This is a genomic window from Nostoc sp. (genome assembly GCF_036917315.1).
Classification (GTDB): Bacteria; Cyanobacteriota; Cyanobacteriia; order Cyanobacteriales; family Nostocaceae; genus Nostoc.
In genome coordinates, this window is record NZ_JBALDR010000001.1 from 111,985 (window position 1) to 127,104 (window position 15,120).

Consider the following 15,120-nt stretch of genomic DNA (forward strand, 5'->3'; position numbering starts at 1 on the left):
TTTAAACTCTTTAACCTATACTTCCCATTAAATTAAAGTGTTATCGCTGTGCTTGGGTATTGGATTTGTCAACCACTTTTTGAGAGTTTTCCTCAATGGTTTTCACTAGCTTGGTAACATCATTAGGAATTTTTACTGCTTTTGCTGGTGGGATGGCGGCGGGCCAAACTTTTATTAGTTCAGCAAAACTAGTGTCGATCGCTTTGTGTGCTTCGGGATCTGCTTGAGCTACTTGACTAGAAATTCCTTTGTATAATTCATTGGCGTAAAAGACAAAACCACGGGAGTCTTGATACTCAATTGGCGCGGTTACTTTACCATTTGCGATCGCCGCGCCATATTCGGAGTTGGCTGAATCTAATAGTTCGTTAATTACCTGTAGTGTAAATCCTGGTTTTGAGCGTTGAGCTTCTGGCAAAGCTGCGATCGCTCCATCAACTGCTTGCATTGAAGAAGTAAAATTAGTCTTAACTTTGCTATCCTTCGGACTAGATTTCACTAAATCTTGCAAACTTACTAAAGTTGTCTTAAATTCTTTGACTTTACGTTCATTAAGTTGATCTTCCACATCAACGTAAATCTCTTCTACTGGATGACCAATATGAGGTTCTGCCTGTTTCGGCTGATTTTGATCTAGCAGTTCTTTGGCTACCAAAAGATGCCCTTTCATTAAGCCTAATTTAGACATATAATCAACATCTTTTGCCTCACCTGTGAGTACCACTTCCTGAACGCCAACCTGGTCTTTAATTTGGTCGAACTGTTCTTGAGTAATTATTTTTTTAGTAACTAAATCTTCTGGTTTTCCATAAGGACGACCTGCCTGGATTTTGTTAGATAAAGCTGGAACACCAAGTTTGGCTTCAAACTTATCTAATTCTGACAAGATAGCACTATTAATGTTAATTTTTTCCTTGCTACTGTGACCACTATGACTGTTATTACTTACTGCCTCTGTAGCTGGAGTGCTAGCAACTGGTGCTGATGGATTTTCTGCGGTTGGGGTATTACTACAGGAACTCAAGGTAACTATTACCGCTGCTGCTGCTGCTAAACATATATAACGAAGTTTTATCATTTTTGCTCCTCACACTAATTAAAAGGTATTAATTGAAACATTTCAAACTATTATCTAGAAAGTAGTTTGTTTGACAGATTGTCATAGATTTTACTGTTGCATATAATGAGATTTTTTATCAACTACTTACGGAAACTTTAATAAATTAATTACAAATTACTAATAATATTGTCAGGAATGTTTAACATTATTTTGAGAGTTACTTTCAGCAAGTACTTCAAATTGACCCATGCAACCGTTTTCTGCGATCGCATCTTGATGGGGATGGAACATATACTTACCTGGATAACGAAAAGCAAATTCTAAGATGTGCCTTTCTGCGACACCCATCGTAATCACATCTGCTTTCTCGCTAGGAGTCATAGTCATGCCATAGCGATAGACATCAAAGAAGTTGGCGTGGAGATGAAACGTCACAGCTGGATCGTATTCAATGATGTTGAGGACATACAGCCGAATCAACTGATCTTTGTAAATGCCAATGGGATGATGCATGTAATAGTGGGGCAGACCGTTGAAGGCGTAATAATCGTTATGGCTATCATCATTCACGTCATACCCACCCATCACTAGTACGATTTCATCAGCTGGGGGACGGGGAGTCGGTGGATCGATGATAAACATTCCGTACAACCCCTTGGCAATGTGACGGGTCACTGGTTCAATATGGCAGTGGTATAAATGAACGCCATAAGGTTCAGCATCAAATTCGTAGATTGTGGCATTACCATTGCTGATTGGGCGAACACCATCCATTTCCGCTGGATGAACGCCATGAAAATGCAAAGAGTGAGAATGTCCCGCGTTGTTGAGAAATAGTACCCGGATGCGATCGCCCTGTTTTGCCCGTAGCGTTGGCCCTGGTATGCGACCGTTTAAATCCCAGATGTTGTAAGAGACAGCACTATTGAGTTTTATGATGGAAGAACCAGCAGTTAACTGAAATTCCCGGATAGTCCGCCCATTTTCTTGCTTTACCGTCCCATAATCAAAATCTCTCAACATCTTCATTGGGTTAGTAACATCGTCTGGTGCTGACCTATCGAATGGTGGCACTTTAACGATTGACTTACTTGGTAGATTTAGCATCTGCCAAAGTCCAGCTGCACCAGTTATTCCAGCACCGGCTAGTCCCAGCTGCAATAATTGACGGCGGCTCCAAGGTTTTCCGTTACCTAGAGCGAAGTTGTTGGGCATGACATTTAGTTACAGTTAGCGCCAAAAAAGAATTGCAAAAGATTTGCAATTGCTTTTAGATATTAGAGGAATTAATAATCATTGTCAATAATTTTTCAGTGCTTCTAAATTGCCAGTTAAGTTGTTGAATCTAGATCGAACTCTAAAAACTATCGCAATATTTTCGTGATTTTAACTGTAGTTATACGCTTAGTTATGTATAAATAACCTTCACACAAAACTAGCTGTTTCATACATATTCCTGATATACTTATTGCTTCAGCAATACTTACAGTATAAACAATGAGTATAATAACACCTTGAATATGGACACAAGCAAAAAACTATTGCTAATCTCTAGTGTATTGAATTGGTTTAGAGATAACATAAGTTACCTTTATTCAAGGATTTTTGAATGCTTGGCAACGTAAGAACTTTTAATTTTTAATTTTTATCTGTTACCTTCGTGTTAGCAGCGCTGAAAATGCCGTCACTCAAAATCATGTGTCATTCTTTTGTTATTTGTATGGACTTTATGTGTAGATTTCTGCATCGCGATCGGCCGATGTCAAAGGATAGTATAGTATTCACTAAAGTCGAATTACACAATACATTTGATACACACTTGTCAAATACAAAGTTGATGGTATATCTTTTTGCAATCAAGCGGCGTTATGCCTTTTGATTGATGAACTACCGAAATTTATTATTAGGAGGTCAAAAATGACTAATTTTTCTCATATTTCACTATTGCAGAAGACCGCAGGTATTACCTTATCCAAACCTGTGCAGGTAACACTTTATATGATGCTATCTTCTTTAGTTATCTGGACTGTTTTGTTCTCCACCTATCCTGCAGTTCATAACACAGCACACTCAGCGCGTCACCACACATTAGGCGTTGCATGTCACTAAATTATCATAATCCCAAGATTTTTAGGTGCATGAAGCTTTGCGACATCACATAACAAAGTTACGACGCTAAAATAGTGCAAATTTCGCGCCAGTTTTTTGCTGGGAAATAACTTTTAGGTTTTGTAGAGATGCTTTGTTTATCATCTCTACATCACCTTAACTTGATACCAATTCTGTATGAAGATGCACAGAATATTAAACGAACCGCCCTTCGAGTTCACCAGTCGCTTACGGCGAGAAACCCGCCTACAGCGCTGGTTCACCAAGTACGCCTTCGCGTAGCGTCTCGTTAGAGAAGAACGCCAAGAATAGAGAGTTACTCATTTAGTGCAGCTTCACATTAAATTGGTATAAGATAATGTCTGATTTCTGACTAATTCTTTAACTGGAATTTTTTTACTTAGTAATAATAATCTGGAGTAACTTTCATCCACTGCTATGAAAGTTTAACTTGCAGAAATTACATGAGCTTCACATTTACCGTAGGTTCGTATGAAAAAATATCGAATTTTTGGAGTTATCAGCACTGTTTGCATTGTTTTGTCAGTTCTTTATTCCTTTGTGGGAAGTTCCCAAATTCCTACATCTAGAGTGCTACTTTCCACCAACCCACCTTTAGAACGTATTCTTCCCTTTGAAGCAGAGGCAGAAAAACCGCAATCTCCTGTTACTTTGACTTTACAAGCTGTTGATGCTGCGGGTAAATCTTTAACAAATGCCAAAATTAATTTACAAATTCTGACACCGCCGCGTAATCCTTGGTTAACAACAGATTTTCCCATTGTTGAGGGGACAAAATTGTTGCAAATGAATGCCAATGCACCTGATGGTAAGCTAGAAATACAGCAGATGTTACCCATTCGTGGTAATTACCAACTATTAGTTAAAGTGTCACCCTTGGTAGCAAACACTTTTACTGCTTATGAACAAACTTTAAATCTCAATGTTCACGAAAACCCAATCAAATATAAATATTTTGTTGTAATCGCAGCTATTTTACTGTCACTTGGATTGTTGGGTGGTTGGGTTATCGGTGGACAAGAAGAACTACAACAAGGAGAAATCGCACCACAGTCAGTCCGCCTTTTATTAAGTGCATTAACTGTAGTGGCTATAGTAACCCTATTAGTTATCAATATTAGTGCAGAAGTTGCAGAAGCTCATGGCAGCGAACATCACTCAACTAGTACTGAAACCATCGCACCATCATCTCAAAAATCTCAGGGATTAGAAATTAACCTTGGCGGAGATAAAAACGCAACTGTCGGAAAACTTGCGAATTTAGCGTTACAGGTGAAAGATACCGCAACCGGACAGCCTATTACAGATGTAGCTTTGCAAGTAAAAGCGATCGCTACAGAACACAATTTAACAGTCTTTGACTACAAAGGTATTCCCGACGAACAAGGGAAGTTAACATGGCTTGAACAGTTTTTTGATGGTTCACCCCACAAAATCGAGGTGGAAGCCACTCCTCTACCAGGATCTAGCCGTCAATTTACACCAGTGAAGGTAGCGCAGGAAGTTGAAGTTGAAGCGATCGCACCACCAATTTATATCCGATTAATTGGTTTATTCTACTTTACAGCCTTTGTCGGCATTGGTATGGCGATTGGATTGCTAATACAACATCGACGAAAACCACAAGCAAGAACAAATTAGTAATATCAGAGTTTTACTAAAGATTCCTGCTAATACAAAGATGTAGATTAATCAATTAAAATAGTTGTGGTTGAACCACAACTATTTTTTTATTAATGGGTTTTATAAACTATAAAAAGGTAGTGTCATGGGATAAAATAAGCTCTTTTAACAGCTTTCAAGGTAAAATTTATGTTCAAGCTTGGGATTTTCAATAAATTGGTATATTTATTAAGTAGAATTTTATTATTTACAAGCTCATAAAATTAATATTTACCGAGAAATTAAGAAAGTAATGCTGACACAAATTGGGTTTGAAACAATTCTGGAACGTGCTTTGATGGGATACGACTTATCTCCCGAAGAGGGAGTGGTATTGTTACAACAAACAGAGCCAGAGGCGATCGCAGCAATACGTACTACATCCGATACACTTCGCCACACACAAGCAGGCGATACTGTCACCTATATAATTAACCGTAATATTAACTTTACTAATATTTGTGAGCAGCACTGTAGTTTTTGTGCATTCCGTCGAGATGATGGTGATGCCGATGCATACTGGTTAGATTCGGCGCAAATTTTGGAAAAAGCCACAGATGCAGTACAACGGGGTGCGACAGAAATCTGTATGCAGGGGGGGTTAAATCCACAAGCACTGATAAATGGTAAATCTTTGCCCTATTATCTCAAAGTCGTAAAAACGATTAAACAGGAATTTCCCCACATACATCTCCATGCTTTCTCTCCCCAAGAAGTGCAATTTATCGCCAGACTTGACGGACTTGAATATGCTGAGGTGATTACTGCTTTGCGCGATGCTGGTGTTGGCTCAATGCCGGGAACAGCAGCGGAAGTGTTGGACGATGAAGTAAGGCGGATATTGTGTCCAGAGAAGATTGACACAGCCACTTGGCTAGAAATTGTCAGTACCGCTCACAAATTAGGCTTGCATACCACCAGCACCATGTTATCTGGGCATATTGAAACCCACGAACAGCAAATCGGGCATTTAGAAAAATTGCGATCGCTCCAACAAACCGCCATCGATCGGGGATATCCAGCCAGGATCACAGAGTTTATTTTATTACCATTCGTGGGACAAGAAGCGCCCAAATCCTTACGTCGCCGTGTCGGACGCGATCAACCAGTTTTAAGTGATGCACTGCTGCTAGGGGCTGTAGCGCGGATTTACTTAGGTAATTGGATTCCCAACCACCAGCAGAGTTGGGTAAAACTGGGGCTTGCAGGTGCGACAGAATCCTTAGCTTGGGGTTGCAACGATATCGGCGGCACATTGATGGAGGAACATATTACCACAATGGCAGGTGCTTTAGGCGGTACGTGTATGGAAGTGGAAACCTTGGAAACTGCGATCGCTTCTTTAGAAAGACCTTACCAACAACGAGATACTCTTTATCAAAAAGTTATTAGTCGTTAATCATTGGGCACAACAGGCAGAGGGTAAGACTTACTGCTCCCCTGCTCTCCTGCTCCCCTGCTCTCCTGCTCCCCTGCTCTCCTGCTCCCCTGCTCCCCTGCTCCCCTGCTCCCCTGCTCCCCTGCTCCCCCACTCCCCATTCACTCAATTGATCCCCAAGTTACCAATCCAAGATAGGATGGACGTTGATTTACGTATTCTTTTACTTAATGCATATGAAGCGCTATTGGTCGCGTTTGCTTGCGCTGGTTTTGGTTGTAGCTATCGGCTTAATGGGTTGTTCTGGCAGTCCAGATAGTTTGACTGGGGATTATCGTCAAGACACCTTAGCTGTGGTCAATATTATGAGACAAGCTCTGGATCTTTCACAAGATTCACCAGACAAGGCAGCAATTCAAGCAGAAGCGCGTCAAAAAATTAATGACTTTTCAGCTCGCTACCAGCGGGTTAACTCTGTTTCTGGTCTTGGCTCGTTTACAACCATACGAACAGCCCTCAATTCTCTGGCTGGACATTACAGTTCTTACCCAAATCGTCCCGTACCCGAAAAACTCAAAAATCGTCTAGAGAAAGAGTTGCAGCAGGTAGAGACGGCGTTGAAACGTGGCGGTTAGCTATTAACTATTGCTTACTCCATCATCAATAGTCAGGTGTCAAAAGTTTTGACTCCTGACTATTTTGTTTGTCAAGGCAGAAGGCAGTGTTTCGACTCCCTTCTCTACGAGAGGCTGCGCCAACGACTACGCTCAGGGCAAGCCGCTCAACAACCAGGCAGGAGGCAGAAACTCTTTATATCTGATGCGTAAGTCCTGCATTTTATAGCTCATTTACTTGAGAACTGCTGTAACAATGCAAGTCGATGCATTCACAATGCAAGCCGATGCATTCACATTGAGGGTGAAGTTTTAATATCTACTTCATGCACTGGAAACCGCCATACAAGAATACGGCAACAGAAATAGACCTTTGAGAGTCTTAAAAAATAGGTTTTAAAACCCTTAGTATTTAACTATATAATTCGATACACGTTGCTCAGAATTATTTAAATTGGGATCGATGATTATCGCAAATTAAAGGCTTTAAGACCGAACGTCAACACGTAGCTCAAAGTTAGAGCCACTCTGTCTTTGCTCAGTTACCCTGTGGTAAACAAGTTACAGTCGGAATTTAAATCCCTGTCTGAAACTCTTTTGAATTTGTTCATCTACTGGTAGGTATGTCTAACTGTCCCTTGAAGGTTGCAAGATCGATATTATTTTGGCGGCGCTTATTCGCTGTTGTTTTTACTAGTAGTTTGTTGCTCCCCAACTTGGGAAGCGAGCCAGCAAAGGCGCAAGTAACTGAGTATTGTCAGTTATCATCAGCTGCGGCGCAAGAAAAAGAAAGCTTACGTTTGTCAGCGCTTAAAGGCAAACAAGATGCTCAAACGCGCTACCAAAGCATAATACAAGAACAGGCGCAGAAATTAAAGCAATGTCGCTCTCGAACTTGGCCGCAAACCCAAGCGCTTTGGTTACGCTTATATCCCTGTGACATTCAGCCAGGAATAATCGATCGGGTTATGGATCGGATTGTTAATGGCGGCTATAACCAAGTTTATATAGAAGTATTTTACGATGGGCAGGTACTATTACCAGCAAAAGCTAACCCGACGGTTTGGCCTGCTGTGATTCGTACTCCAGGGGCAGAAAACATTGATATACTCGCCACGGCAATTAAAAAAGGTCGGCAACGTGGTTTGAAGGTCTATGCTTGGATGTTTACCACAAATTTCGGCTATACTTACGCCCAGCGCCCAGATAGAGAAAGTGCGATCGCTCGTAATGGCAAAGGTCAAACAAGTTTATATGTGGTAGATAATGGCTCTCAACTATTTATCGACCCTTACAACCTACAAGCAAAACGCGACTACTACCAATTGGTACAAGAAGTTTTGCGCCGTCGCCCAGATGGCTTGCTATTGGATTACGTGCGTTATCCCCGCCAAGCTGGAAGTGATTCCATCGCCACCAAAGTTTCAGATTTATGGCTATTTAGCCCTGCAACCCAAGAAGCTTTATTTAAACGGGCACAAAATTATAAAGCGCTGGACTTAATTCGTCGCTTTTTGAGTAAGGGATTTGTCACTGGGGCAGATGTAGCGGAAGTTGATAAACTTTATCCCCAGGAAGGAGAACCTCTTTGGCAAGGACGCACTCTCCCACTAGCGCAAAAGTCAATCCTGCCTGCAACCGATAGACAACCAATTTTACAATGGGAGTTGTGGCAGCTTGCCGTTGCCCATGCTATGCAAGGAATTCTAGATTTTGTCACCATCGCTAGTTACCCAGCAAAACAGCAAGGTGTTTCCACAGGAGTGGTGTTTTTTCCTGATGGCAACCAAACTGTAGGACAAGGGTATGATTCTCGTTTGCAACCTTGGGATCGGTTCCCCAATACATTAGAGTGGCATCCTATGGCTTATGGAAATTGCGGTAATGTCAGTTGTATCGTGTCGCAAGTGCAACGGGTTTTGAGTATGGCAAAACCGGGTACGCAGATAATCCCGGCTTTAGCCGGTCAGTGGGGAAAATCTGTTAGTAATCGTCCATCCCTAGAAGTGCAAATGCAAGCACTCCGCAAATTTGCCCCCCAACTGAAGGGAGTTAGCCACTTTGCCTATTCTTGGCAATATCCTCAGAATGATAGCGATCGCAAATTCTGTCGAGTTAAGTAGACTGCCTACAGAATTAGTGGAAAGGGATTGAATTTCCCTTTCAACTTATAGAATCACACACTTTACAAATTCATCCCAAATATAGTTAACACAGTCATAACTACAGCTTAAGTATAGTGTGTAGCGAGTCGTTGGAATGCCGACGGTGCTGGACTATCTGCGAGGTGCTGGCGTATCACCTCTGCACACGCACCTGGGCTTAACAAAGAGGTATCCACTTCAAGGTCATAGATGCCAGGGATGTGGACTTCACGTTGCCATAACTGAACCGGATGTGGTATCGGGGAGTCAGATGTACTTCCCACGTTCCACCCCGTGTTTTGTCGTCGTTCCATAACGATCTCGATGGGGCAGTAAACACCTACGAACAAAACCGGCAATCCTTTCAAACGTCGGGCACTATCAGCCAGAATGCCCCGCTCTATTGCGTAGGCGTCATGGTGTCCGACATCAACCACGACATTCAGACCCAAACGGCTGTGGGCAGCGATAGACTCATACATAGCGCTGTACAGAATGGGAACAAGGGCTTCGATGTCCTGGCGTTCTCCCCCTGGTCGTAAACCGATCCCAGGCAAGTATCGTGCGGGAGTCATTTGCATAAATCTATCAACACCCAAATTCATCCACAGACCATCAAATGTCTCCTGAATCACTGCGACAATGCTCGACTTCCCCGATCGCGGGACACCATTCAGGATGATAATCTGTCCAAGCTCCTGTGTCTGCCCCATGATTCCTCCTTGCATCCTTAATACATATAGTTAGCAGTTCCACGTTAGGGCTAAAACGTTGAATAGGCAATAATTCAGGAGTCAGAATTCAGAATTCAGAATCAAGACGCTGCGTGTAGATCATCCCCAAAATGACTTTATTACCAAAGTTTCGGTAGGTTCAGTTCACGATTGAGTCCCCACTTTTCAACTCAATTTAAAGCCAAGTCCTGTGGTGTATTACAGTTAAACAGCATTTCTGGTTCTGCTAATGGCAAAACTTCTACCGGATATTGCCGAAGCCACTGCTGAAACGATCGCCCGCCTTGGTTGATAAACTCTAGGAGTTGTGGCAGACAGCGACGGCGATAGAAACCACACAGAGGTTCCCAGCCTTTGGGATGACAAGCTAAAGCTGCGATCGCATTATCCCCTACACTATTAAGTCTACTTGCCCAATCTTGCAACACCTCAACCCGCAATCTTGGTAAATCGCAAGCTAGCAGCAGCACCCATTCTGTTTTGACTTCAGCTAGCCCTTGAGCAAATCCAACTAGAGGCCCGTGGGCTAGAGTTTCTTCAGATAAAGGCACTTCCCGAATAAACTTACAACCAGCCAAAAGTAAATCTTGATAGCGTTCTGGCCAGGGAGTTACTACATAAACAGTATCAGCACAGCCTCTAGCAATCCCACAAACTCGCTGCAACAACGGCGCTCCTTGAATGGGAATCAAGGCTTTATCTTGACCCATGCGAGAACTTTTACCGCCAGCTAACACAATCGCTGTTAATTTGCTACATGAGTTAATGGTCATTCGTCAAAAAAATAGAGGGTAAAAAACGAGTCAAACTAAATTAACCCCTGACGCTGAAAGTAGAATAAATTTATCTTCTACTTAAACCCCATCATGCCTATCCAAGAACTCGAACAACAGCTCCTTCAGCTTTCCCCCAACGATAAACTGTACATCATCCAACTCCTTGCTCAAAGCCTGACCACACACAACAACACCCACCCAGATCAACCAAGCAAACTCTCAGAGTTTTTCCGTCAATCCCCCTTGGCTGAACTTAACGAAGAACTTGACCTGAGTCGAGATCGCACCCTTCCCCGCGATGCCTTCACCCCATCACCTACCTCCTTGATACCTGCGTGATTTCCGAACTTGTTGCCAAACAACCACATCAACAAGTTTTAGATTGGCTAGATGCCCAAGTACCAGAAAACACTTTACCTCAGCGTCATTACAATTGGCGAAATCGCTAAAGGCATCAGCAAAATTACTGCATCTAAGCGGAAAGAATCTCTAACAACTTGGCTGAATGAAACCCTACCCAATCGCTTTCAACAAAGAATCTTAAGTATAGATGTCTCAACAATGGTGTTGTGGGGAAATTTAGTTGGGCAACTAGAATAGAATGGGCGACCTCTACCTCTCATGGATTCTCTTATTGCAGCAATCGCAATTCATAACTCTTTATCACTTGTCACCCGTAACGAAAAAGATTTTGCCGGGATAGGGCTTGTAATGGTTAATCCTTAGTCTGTTTAGGCATCATCACTATACGGGGTCAAATGAGCAACCGCACAGAAAGTTACGATCGAGACTGGATGACCAGCTGGCAACATTCTAGTTGGGAGAAATAAAACTATTTCACGCCCTCACCTGACTTTTCTCCACTTGCTGCAATAAATGCTCTACACTTTCTGCTGGTGCAAGACACTTCAAACCTTGGCAAACTAACCCAACGCTTCTCTCTGGTAAATCAGATGTGATGGCAAATACAGCCGTTGGTAGAAATTTGGGGATCAGAGAGTTTATTTGCTCAGTTGTGCTGCGAATCAAGGTAGAATTACGATACCAATCCAAAGCTGTAAACAAGCTGGGACAAGCTTGGGGAGCGCGCTCCATAACACTCTTAAAAGCTTTCAAACCAAGTTCCGCTAAATCCAAATAATCTAGATTATCGGTGAGTAGAGCGAGACGGACAAGATTAGCGATCGCAATTCCATTGGCTGATGGTGTAGCATTATCTACGTAACTACGCTCTCTGACAATTAAATCTTGACTAGAATCGCTTGATGTGTTATAGTAACCACCTAATTCTACACTCCAGAGAAATTCGTTAAATTCATCTTGGATAGCGATCGCATTTTCTAACCATTGCTTATGCTCAGGGTTGGAAGCTTGTAAATCCAAGAGAGCTTTAACAAACAAAGCATAATCTTCAGACTGCGCTAAAACAGTTGGTTCTCCTTGATAGTTGAGTCTCTGGAAACGACCATCGACAAATTGATTTTCCAAGATAAAATTTGCCGCACGTGCTGCTAATTCCAGATACAAAGGTTGTTGGAAAACCCCAGCAGCCTTAGCCAGCCCGGAAATCATCAAGCTATTCCAGGCGACAATCATTTTCGTATCTGTCACCGAGGGAATGCGACCTAGCCAATTAGTGGTTTTTGCTTCCTGGTTGTTACGAGCAGCAGGAAAAGTTTCTAGCGACTCAGAATTAACGCCATAACGAGCGGTAAACAGCTTACTCAGTGCCATTTCCACCGTTACACTCAGTTGGCCTGAATTCCTTCTTTGTAAAACATTACGTCCTTCAAAGTTGCCGTTAGGCGTCACCGTAAACTGCTGTTCTAATTCCGTTAATTCTTCAGGTGTTAACAGTTGTTCTAATTCGCTGTAACTCCAGACGTAAAAGGCTCCTTCTTCTGGTTCTACTGCCGTGGATTCTGTGAAGCTATCGGCATCTTGAGCAGCATAGAAGTAACCTTCAGGCGCAGTCATTTCCCGCTTCAGCCATTGTACAGTCCCAGCAACCGCCCTTTCAAAGGCTGGCTCTTGTACTCCCGCACTCCATAAAGAAGCCAGATACTCGACAATCTGTCCATTGTCGTAAAGCATCTTTTCAAAGTGGGGTACTGTCCAAGTCGGGTCAACAGTATAGCGATGAAAACCACCGCCTACATGGTCATAAATGCCGCCCAGCGCTAAGTCTAGTCCCCGTTGGGTACAAACTTGCTTGCCATCATAGCGAGATTCAAAATTAAATCGAGTTCCCCGCAGTGCTAATTCTGTGTAGGGAATCATCGGAAAACTGTTACCAGATTGATTAGGAGTAATTACACCTGTACTAGTTTCCCAACCTTGGCGGAGTAATTCATGGTCTTCAATCTCAGTTGTCGTACCATCTTGCAACACCGCAGACGTGAGCAGAGACTCAATAATTAGGGCTTTGCGTTGTTGTAATTCTTGTTTTTCTGTATCGTAATAACGGCGAAGCGCTTGCAACACCTGCAAAAATCCCGGACGACCATAGCGCGGGTCTACAGGGAAATAAGTACCAGCGTAAAACGGCACTAAATCTTCTGGGGAAAGAAAAATATTTAAAGGCCAACCCCCTTGACCGCTCATCATCTGCAAAGCTTGCATATAGATGCTATCGAGGTCTGGTCTTTCCTCCCTGTCTACTTTGATGGGAAGATAATTGGTATTCATGTAGTCAGCGATCGCAATATCAGAAAAAGCTTCGCCTTCCATGACAGTACACCAGTGGCAACTAGAATAGCCAATGGAGAGAAAAATCGGTTTATTTTGCGCCCTTGCAGTTGCAAGTGCTTCGTCACACCAAGGCCACCAATCAATGGGGTTTTCGGCGTGTTTGCGGAGATAGAGGCTCTTAGCTTCAGCAAGGCGATTAGTCATAATCAAACGCAAGTTAGTTGCCTTCTTTGCTCAGTCTAGCCTGTTCTCAGGCTTGTTAGCCTAGACAACTATGTACATTAAGTAAGAAACTCAACGAGCGAATTATCCCTTTGTTTTTAATATCGCCTAGTAAGTTGGTGTAAAAAAATGCAGTTTTGTAGCCAGCGCTAACTACAAGGGAAGCATCTATATAATTGGGTTTATTTACGGTAACTTACTTATACCTGTGCAACTTCTGAAACATTCTTATTGAAAAGATCGCAATAGCAAGCTAACAATATTTGGTGGCGTTTCTTGCATAGGTGATGCTGTCTTTGTTTGAATTAAAGTGTTTGGGCTAAGTCCTGCTATCAGATGGAGCAAGAAGGTGATGATGGCGGCTTGTATAAGTTTTTCCAGCATGGCACGTCTCTCTCTTAATGGATAGCATTTCAACTACGACTGGTTATTCTAAATACACCTCGTACTCCCGATTTACCGAATCTAACAAAAATAACTTGATAAATGCCGAAGGAAATCCTAAAAAAATGTTTAAAATGTTACTAAGAGTTAACATAATTCCCTAAGCAAATCGGATTTCGGTTATCGGTCTAATCAATACATCGCCAAGGTTGTACAGCAAAGTCCGAGATATAAGATTGGCGACAATTGAAGTTTTTTGATTTATTCTTCCCTAAACCGGGATATTTTCTTAGACAGCTTTTGTTGCTAAAAAGTGCCCTTGGAGGTTGAATCTATTGCAAAAGCACATTTTGCCCCTTTGTTGAATCAGACAGAATAGCCAAGATTTACTTATATCTACCTGGGAATAGTAGAGATCAGCCCCAGTTTCGTGCTGTCACCGATAAAATGTATTTAAAGTAGCCACAAACACGCTTCCATGATTCCTATCGTTATTGAACAATCGGGTCGAGGTGAACGCGCCTTTGACATCTACTCACGGCTGCTACGTGAGCGCATCATCTTTTTGGGACAACAAGTTGATAACAATATTGCCAACTTGATTGTTGCCCAACTGCTGTATTTGGATGCTGAAGACCCGGAGAAAGACATTTATATGTACATCAATTCTCCCGGTGGTTCGGTGACGGCTGGTATGGGCATTTTTGACACTATGAAGCATATTCGCCCTGATGTCTGTACAATTTGTACCGGATTGGCAGCGAGTATGGGTGCTTTTCTTCTCAGCGCGGGTGCTAAGGGTAAGCGGATGAGTCTACCCCATTCTCGGATTATGATTCATCAACCTTTAGGCGGCGCTCAAGGACAGGCGACTGATATTGAAATTCAGGCGCGGGAAATTTTGTACCACAAGAAGCGGCTAAACGACTATTTAGCTGAACATACAGGTCAACCAATTGAGCGCATTGCTGAAGATACTGAACGTGACTTTTTCATGTCACCAGAGGAAGCCAAGGACTACGGTTTGATTGACCAAGTGATTGACCGTCATGCCGCTGGTAGCCGTCCAGCAGTTGCTGCTGTTAATTAATACTCACGATTAGGTAAATGGTGATTTACCACTTTTAATTCTCTTAAACCCTAAAAATAACCCCTTTTCATGACTGAAGAGGGGTTATTTGACTTCAAAACTCGATTTTAAAGGGTCAAGATCCTATTTGTCGAGATGAAAGTAAGTAGGTAGGTGCGAAAAAACCTAATTATGTAAAGATAAGTAAATACGGAGAATGCATCTACTGAGGTAACTGAAATATGGGTGCTCGTTT

The 15,120-nt window shown here is 42.4% G+C and carries 15 protein-coding genes; 8 read left to right on the plus strand and 7 right to left on the minus strand.

The features are described from left to right. Positions 1-40: 40 nt before the first annotated feature. The gene (locus V7K84_RS00460) at positions 41-1,078 is read right to left on the minus strand and encodes a helix-hairpin-helix domain-containing protein (RefSeq protein ID WP_334835349.1); all 1,038 of its coding nucleotides are present in this window, start codon (positions 1,076-1,078) and stop codon (positions 41-43) included. Between the two features lie 171 nt (positions 1,079-1,249). Further along, positions 1,250-2,275, minus strand: coding sequence for a multicopper oxidase domain-containing protein (locus V7K84_RS00465; RefSeq protein WP_334835351.1), 1,026 nt, complete (start codon positions 2,273-2,275; stop codon positions 1,250-1,252). Positions 2,276-2,977: 702 nt separating this feature from the next. Between V7K84_RS00465 and V7K84_RS00470 the strand changes: the two genes are divergently transcribed. The 5 genes from V7K84_RS00470 to V7K84_RS00490 all read left to right on the plus strand — a co-directional run bounded on the left by V7K84_RS00470 (position 2,978) and on the right by V7K84_RS00490 (position 8,967). Beyond that, positions 2,978-3,169 carry a CbtB domain-containing protein gene (locus V7K84_RS00470; RefSeq protein WP_334835353.1) on the plus strand — a complete coding sequence of 64 codons (192 nt, stop codon included), beginning with the start codon at positions 2,978-2,980 and terminating at the stop codon, positions 3,167-3,169. Positions 3,170-3,661: 492 nt separating this feature from the next. Further along, positions 3,662-4,831 carry a hypothetical protein gene (locus V7K84_RS00475; RefSeq protein WP_334835355.1) on the plus strand — a complete coding sequence of 390 codons (1,170 nt, stop codon included), beginning with the start codon at positions 3,662-3,664 and terminating at the stop codon, positions 4,829-4,831. Between the two features lie 274 nt (positions 4,832-5,105). Beyond that, the gene (gene cofH / locus V7K84_RS00480) at positions 5,106-6,251 is read left to right on the plus strand and encodes a 7,8-didemethyl-8-hydroxy-5-deazariboflavin synthase subunit CofH (protein WP_334835357.1); all 1,146 of its coding nucleotides are present in this window, start codon (positions 5,106-5,108) and stop codon (positions 6,249-6,251) included. 209 nt (positions 6,252-6,460) lie between these two features. Next, positions 6,461-6,865, plus strand: coding sequence for a photosystem II protein Psb27 (gene psb27, locus V7K84_RS00485; protein ID WP_190240755.1), 405 nt, complete (start codon positions 6,461-6,463; stop codon positions 6,863-6,865). A 602-nt stretch (positions 6,866-7,467) separates the two neighbouring features. Beyond that, the gene (locus V7K84_RS00490) at positions 7,468-8,967 is read left to right on the plus strand and encodes a family 10 glycosylhydrolase (protein WP_334835361.1); all 1,500 of its coding nucleotides are present in this window, start codon (positions 7,468-7,470) and stop codon (positions 8,965-8,967) included. A 107-nt stretch (positions 8,968-9,074) separates the two neighbouring features. Here V7K84_RS00490 and V7K84_RS00495 read toward each other — a convergent pair whose 3' ends face one another. The 3 genes from V7K84_RS00495 to V7K84_RS00505 form a co-directional block, all read right to left on the minus strand. Next, the gene (locus V7K84_RS00495; RefSeq protein ID WP_334835379.1) at positions 9,075-9,623 is read right to left on the minus strand and encodes a chloramphenicol phosphotransferase CPT family protein; all 549 of its coding nucleotides are present in this window, start codon (positions 9,621-9,623) and stop codon (positions 9,075-9,077) included. Further along, a complete protein-coding gene (locus V7K84_RS00500; protein WP_223265134.1) occupies positions 9,604-9,771 on the minus strand; it encodes a hypothetical protein in 168 nt (55 codons plus the stop codon). The genes V7K84_RS00495 and V7K84_RS00500 overlap by 20 nt, the downstream gene beginning before the upstream one ends. Before the next feature lie 121 nt (positions 9,772-9,892). After that, complete coding sequence (locus V7K84_RS00505) at positions 9,893-10,495, minus strand: molybdenum cofactor guanylyltransferase (protein ID WP_334835364.1); 603 nt, start codon at positions 10,493-10,495, stop codon at positions 9,893-9,895. A gap of 93 nt (positions 10,496-10,588) precedes the next feature. Between V7K84_RS00505 and V7K84_RS00510 the strand changes: the two genes are divergently transcribed. Then, positions 10,589-10,837: a hypothetical protein gene (locus tag V7K84_RS00510; RefSeq protein WP_334835367.1), complete on the plus strand. Its 249-nt coding sequence runs from the start codon at positions 10,589-10,591 to the stop codon at positions 10,835-10,837. Positions 10,838-10,888: 51 nt separating this feature from the next. Continuing rightward, positions 10,889-11,098, plus strand: a complete 210-nt coding sequence (locus V7K84_RS00515; RefSeq protein WP_334835369.1) for a hypothetical protein — start codon at positions 10,889-10,891, stop codon at positions 11,096-11,098. Positions 11,099-11,335: 237 nt separating this feature from the next. Here the strand turns inward: V7K84_RS00515 and V7K84_RS00520 are convergent, their stop codons facing one another. Both V7K84_RS00520 and V7K84_RS00525 read right to left on the minus strand, forming a co-directional pair. After that, entirely contained in the window at positions 11,336-13,393 is a 2,058-nt protein-coding gene (locus V7K84_RS00520) for a thioredoxin domain-containing protein (protein WP_334835370.1), read from the minus strand. A gap of 246 nt (positions 13,394-13,639) precedes the next feature. Beyond that, positions 13,640-13,795 (minus strand): hypothetical protein, encoded by a 156-nt coding sequence (locus tag V7K84_RS00525; protein ID WP_179065022.1) that lies wholly within the window; start codon positions 13,793-13,795, stop codon positions 13,640-13,642. Positions 13,796-14,273: 478 nt separating this feature from the next. Here V7K84_RS00525 and clpP point away from each other — a divergent pair, with 478 nt between their 5' ends. After that, positions 14,274-14,885: an ATP-dependent Clp endopeptidase proteolytic subunit ClpP gene (gene clpP, locus V7K84_RS00530; protein WP_334835372.1), complete on the plus strand. Its 612-nt coding sequence runs from the start codon at positions 14,274-14,276 to the stop codon at positions 14,883-14,885. Positions 14,886-15,120: the final 235 nt, after the last annotated feature.

What these genes read in the sequence shown, in the direction of transcription:
- V7K84_RS00465 (WP_334835351.1), bottom strand. Translation starts at nt 2,275, where the DNA reads ATGCCCAACAACTTCGCTCTAGGTAACGGAAAACCTTGGAGCCGCCGT.
- psb27 (WP_190240755.1), top strand. Translation starts at nt 6,461, where the DNA reads ATGCATATGAAGCGCTATTGGTCGCGTTTGCTTGCGCTGGTTTTGGTT.
- clpP (WP_334835372.1), top strand. Translation starts at nt 14,274, where the DNA reads ATGATTCCTATCGTTATTGAACAATCGGGTCGAGGTGAACGCGCCTTT.
- V7K84_RS00470 (WP_334835353.1), top strand. Translation starts at nt 2,978, where the DNA reads ATGACTAATTTTTCTCATATTTCACTATTGCAGAAGACCGCAGGTATT.
- V7K84_RS00510 (WP_334835367.1), top strand. Translation starts at nt 10,589, where the DNA reads ATGCCTATCCAAGAACTCGAACAACAGCTCCTTCAGCTTTCCCCCAAC.
- V7K84_RS00490 (WP_334835361.1), top strand. Translation starts at nt 7,468, where the DNA reads ATGTCTAACTGTCCCTTGAAGGTTGCAAGATCGATATTATTTTGGCGG.
- V7K84_RS00460 (WP_334835349.1), bottom strand. Translation starts at nt 1,078, where the DNA reads ATGATAAAACTTCGTTATATATGTTTAGCAGCAGCAGCAGCGGTAATA.
- V7K84_RS00475 (WP_334835355.1), top strand. Translation starts at nt 3,662, where the DNA reads ATGAAAAAATATCGAATTTTTGGAGTTATCAGCACTGTTTGCATTGTT.
- V7K84_RS00525 (WP_179065022.1), bottom strand. Translation starts at nt 13,795, where the DNA reads ATGCTGGAAAAACTTATACAAGCCGCCATCATCACCTTCTTGCTCCAT.
- V7K84_RS00520 (WP_334835370.1), bottom strand. Translation starts at nt 13,393, where the DNA reads ATGACTAATCGCCTTGCTGAAGCTAAGAGCCTCTATCTCCGCAAACAC.
- V7K84_RS00515 (WP_334835369.1), top strand. Translation starts at nt 10,889, where the DNA reads ATGCCCAAGTACCAGAAAACACTTTACCTCAGCGTCATTACAATTGGC.
- V7K84_RS00505 (WP_334835364.1), bottom strand. Translation starts at nt 10,495, where the DNA reads ATGACCATTAACTCATGTAGCAAATTAACAGCGATTGTGTTAGCTGGC.
- cofH (WP_334835357.1), top strand. Translation starts at nt 5,106, where the DNA reads ATGCTGACACAAATTGGGTTTGAAACAATTCTGGAACGTGCTTTGATG.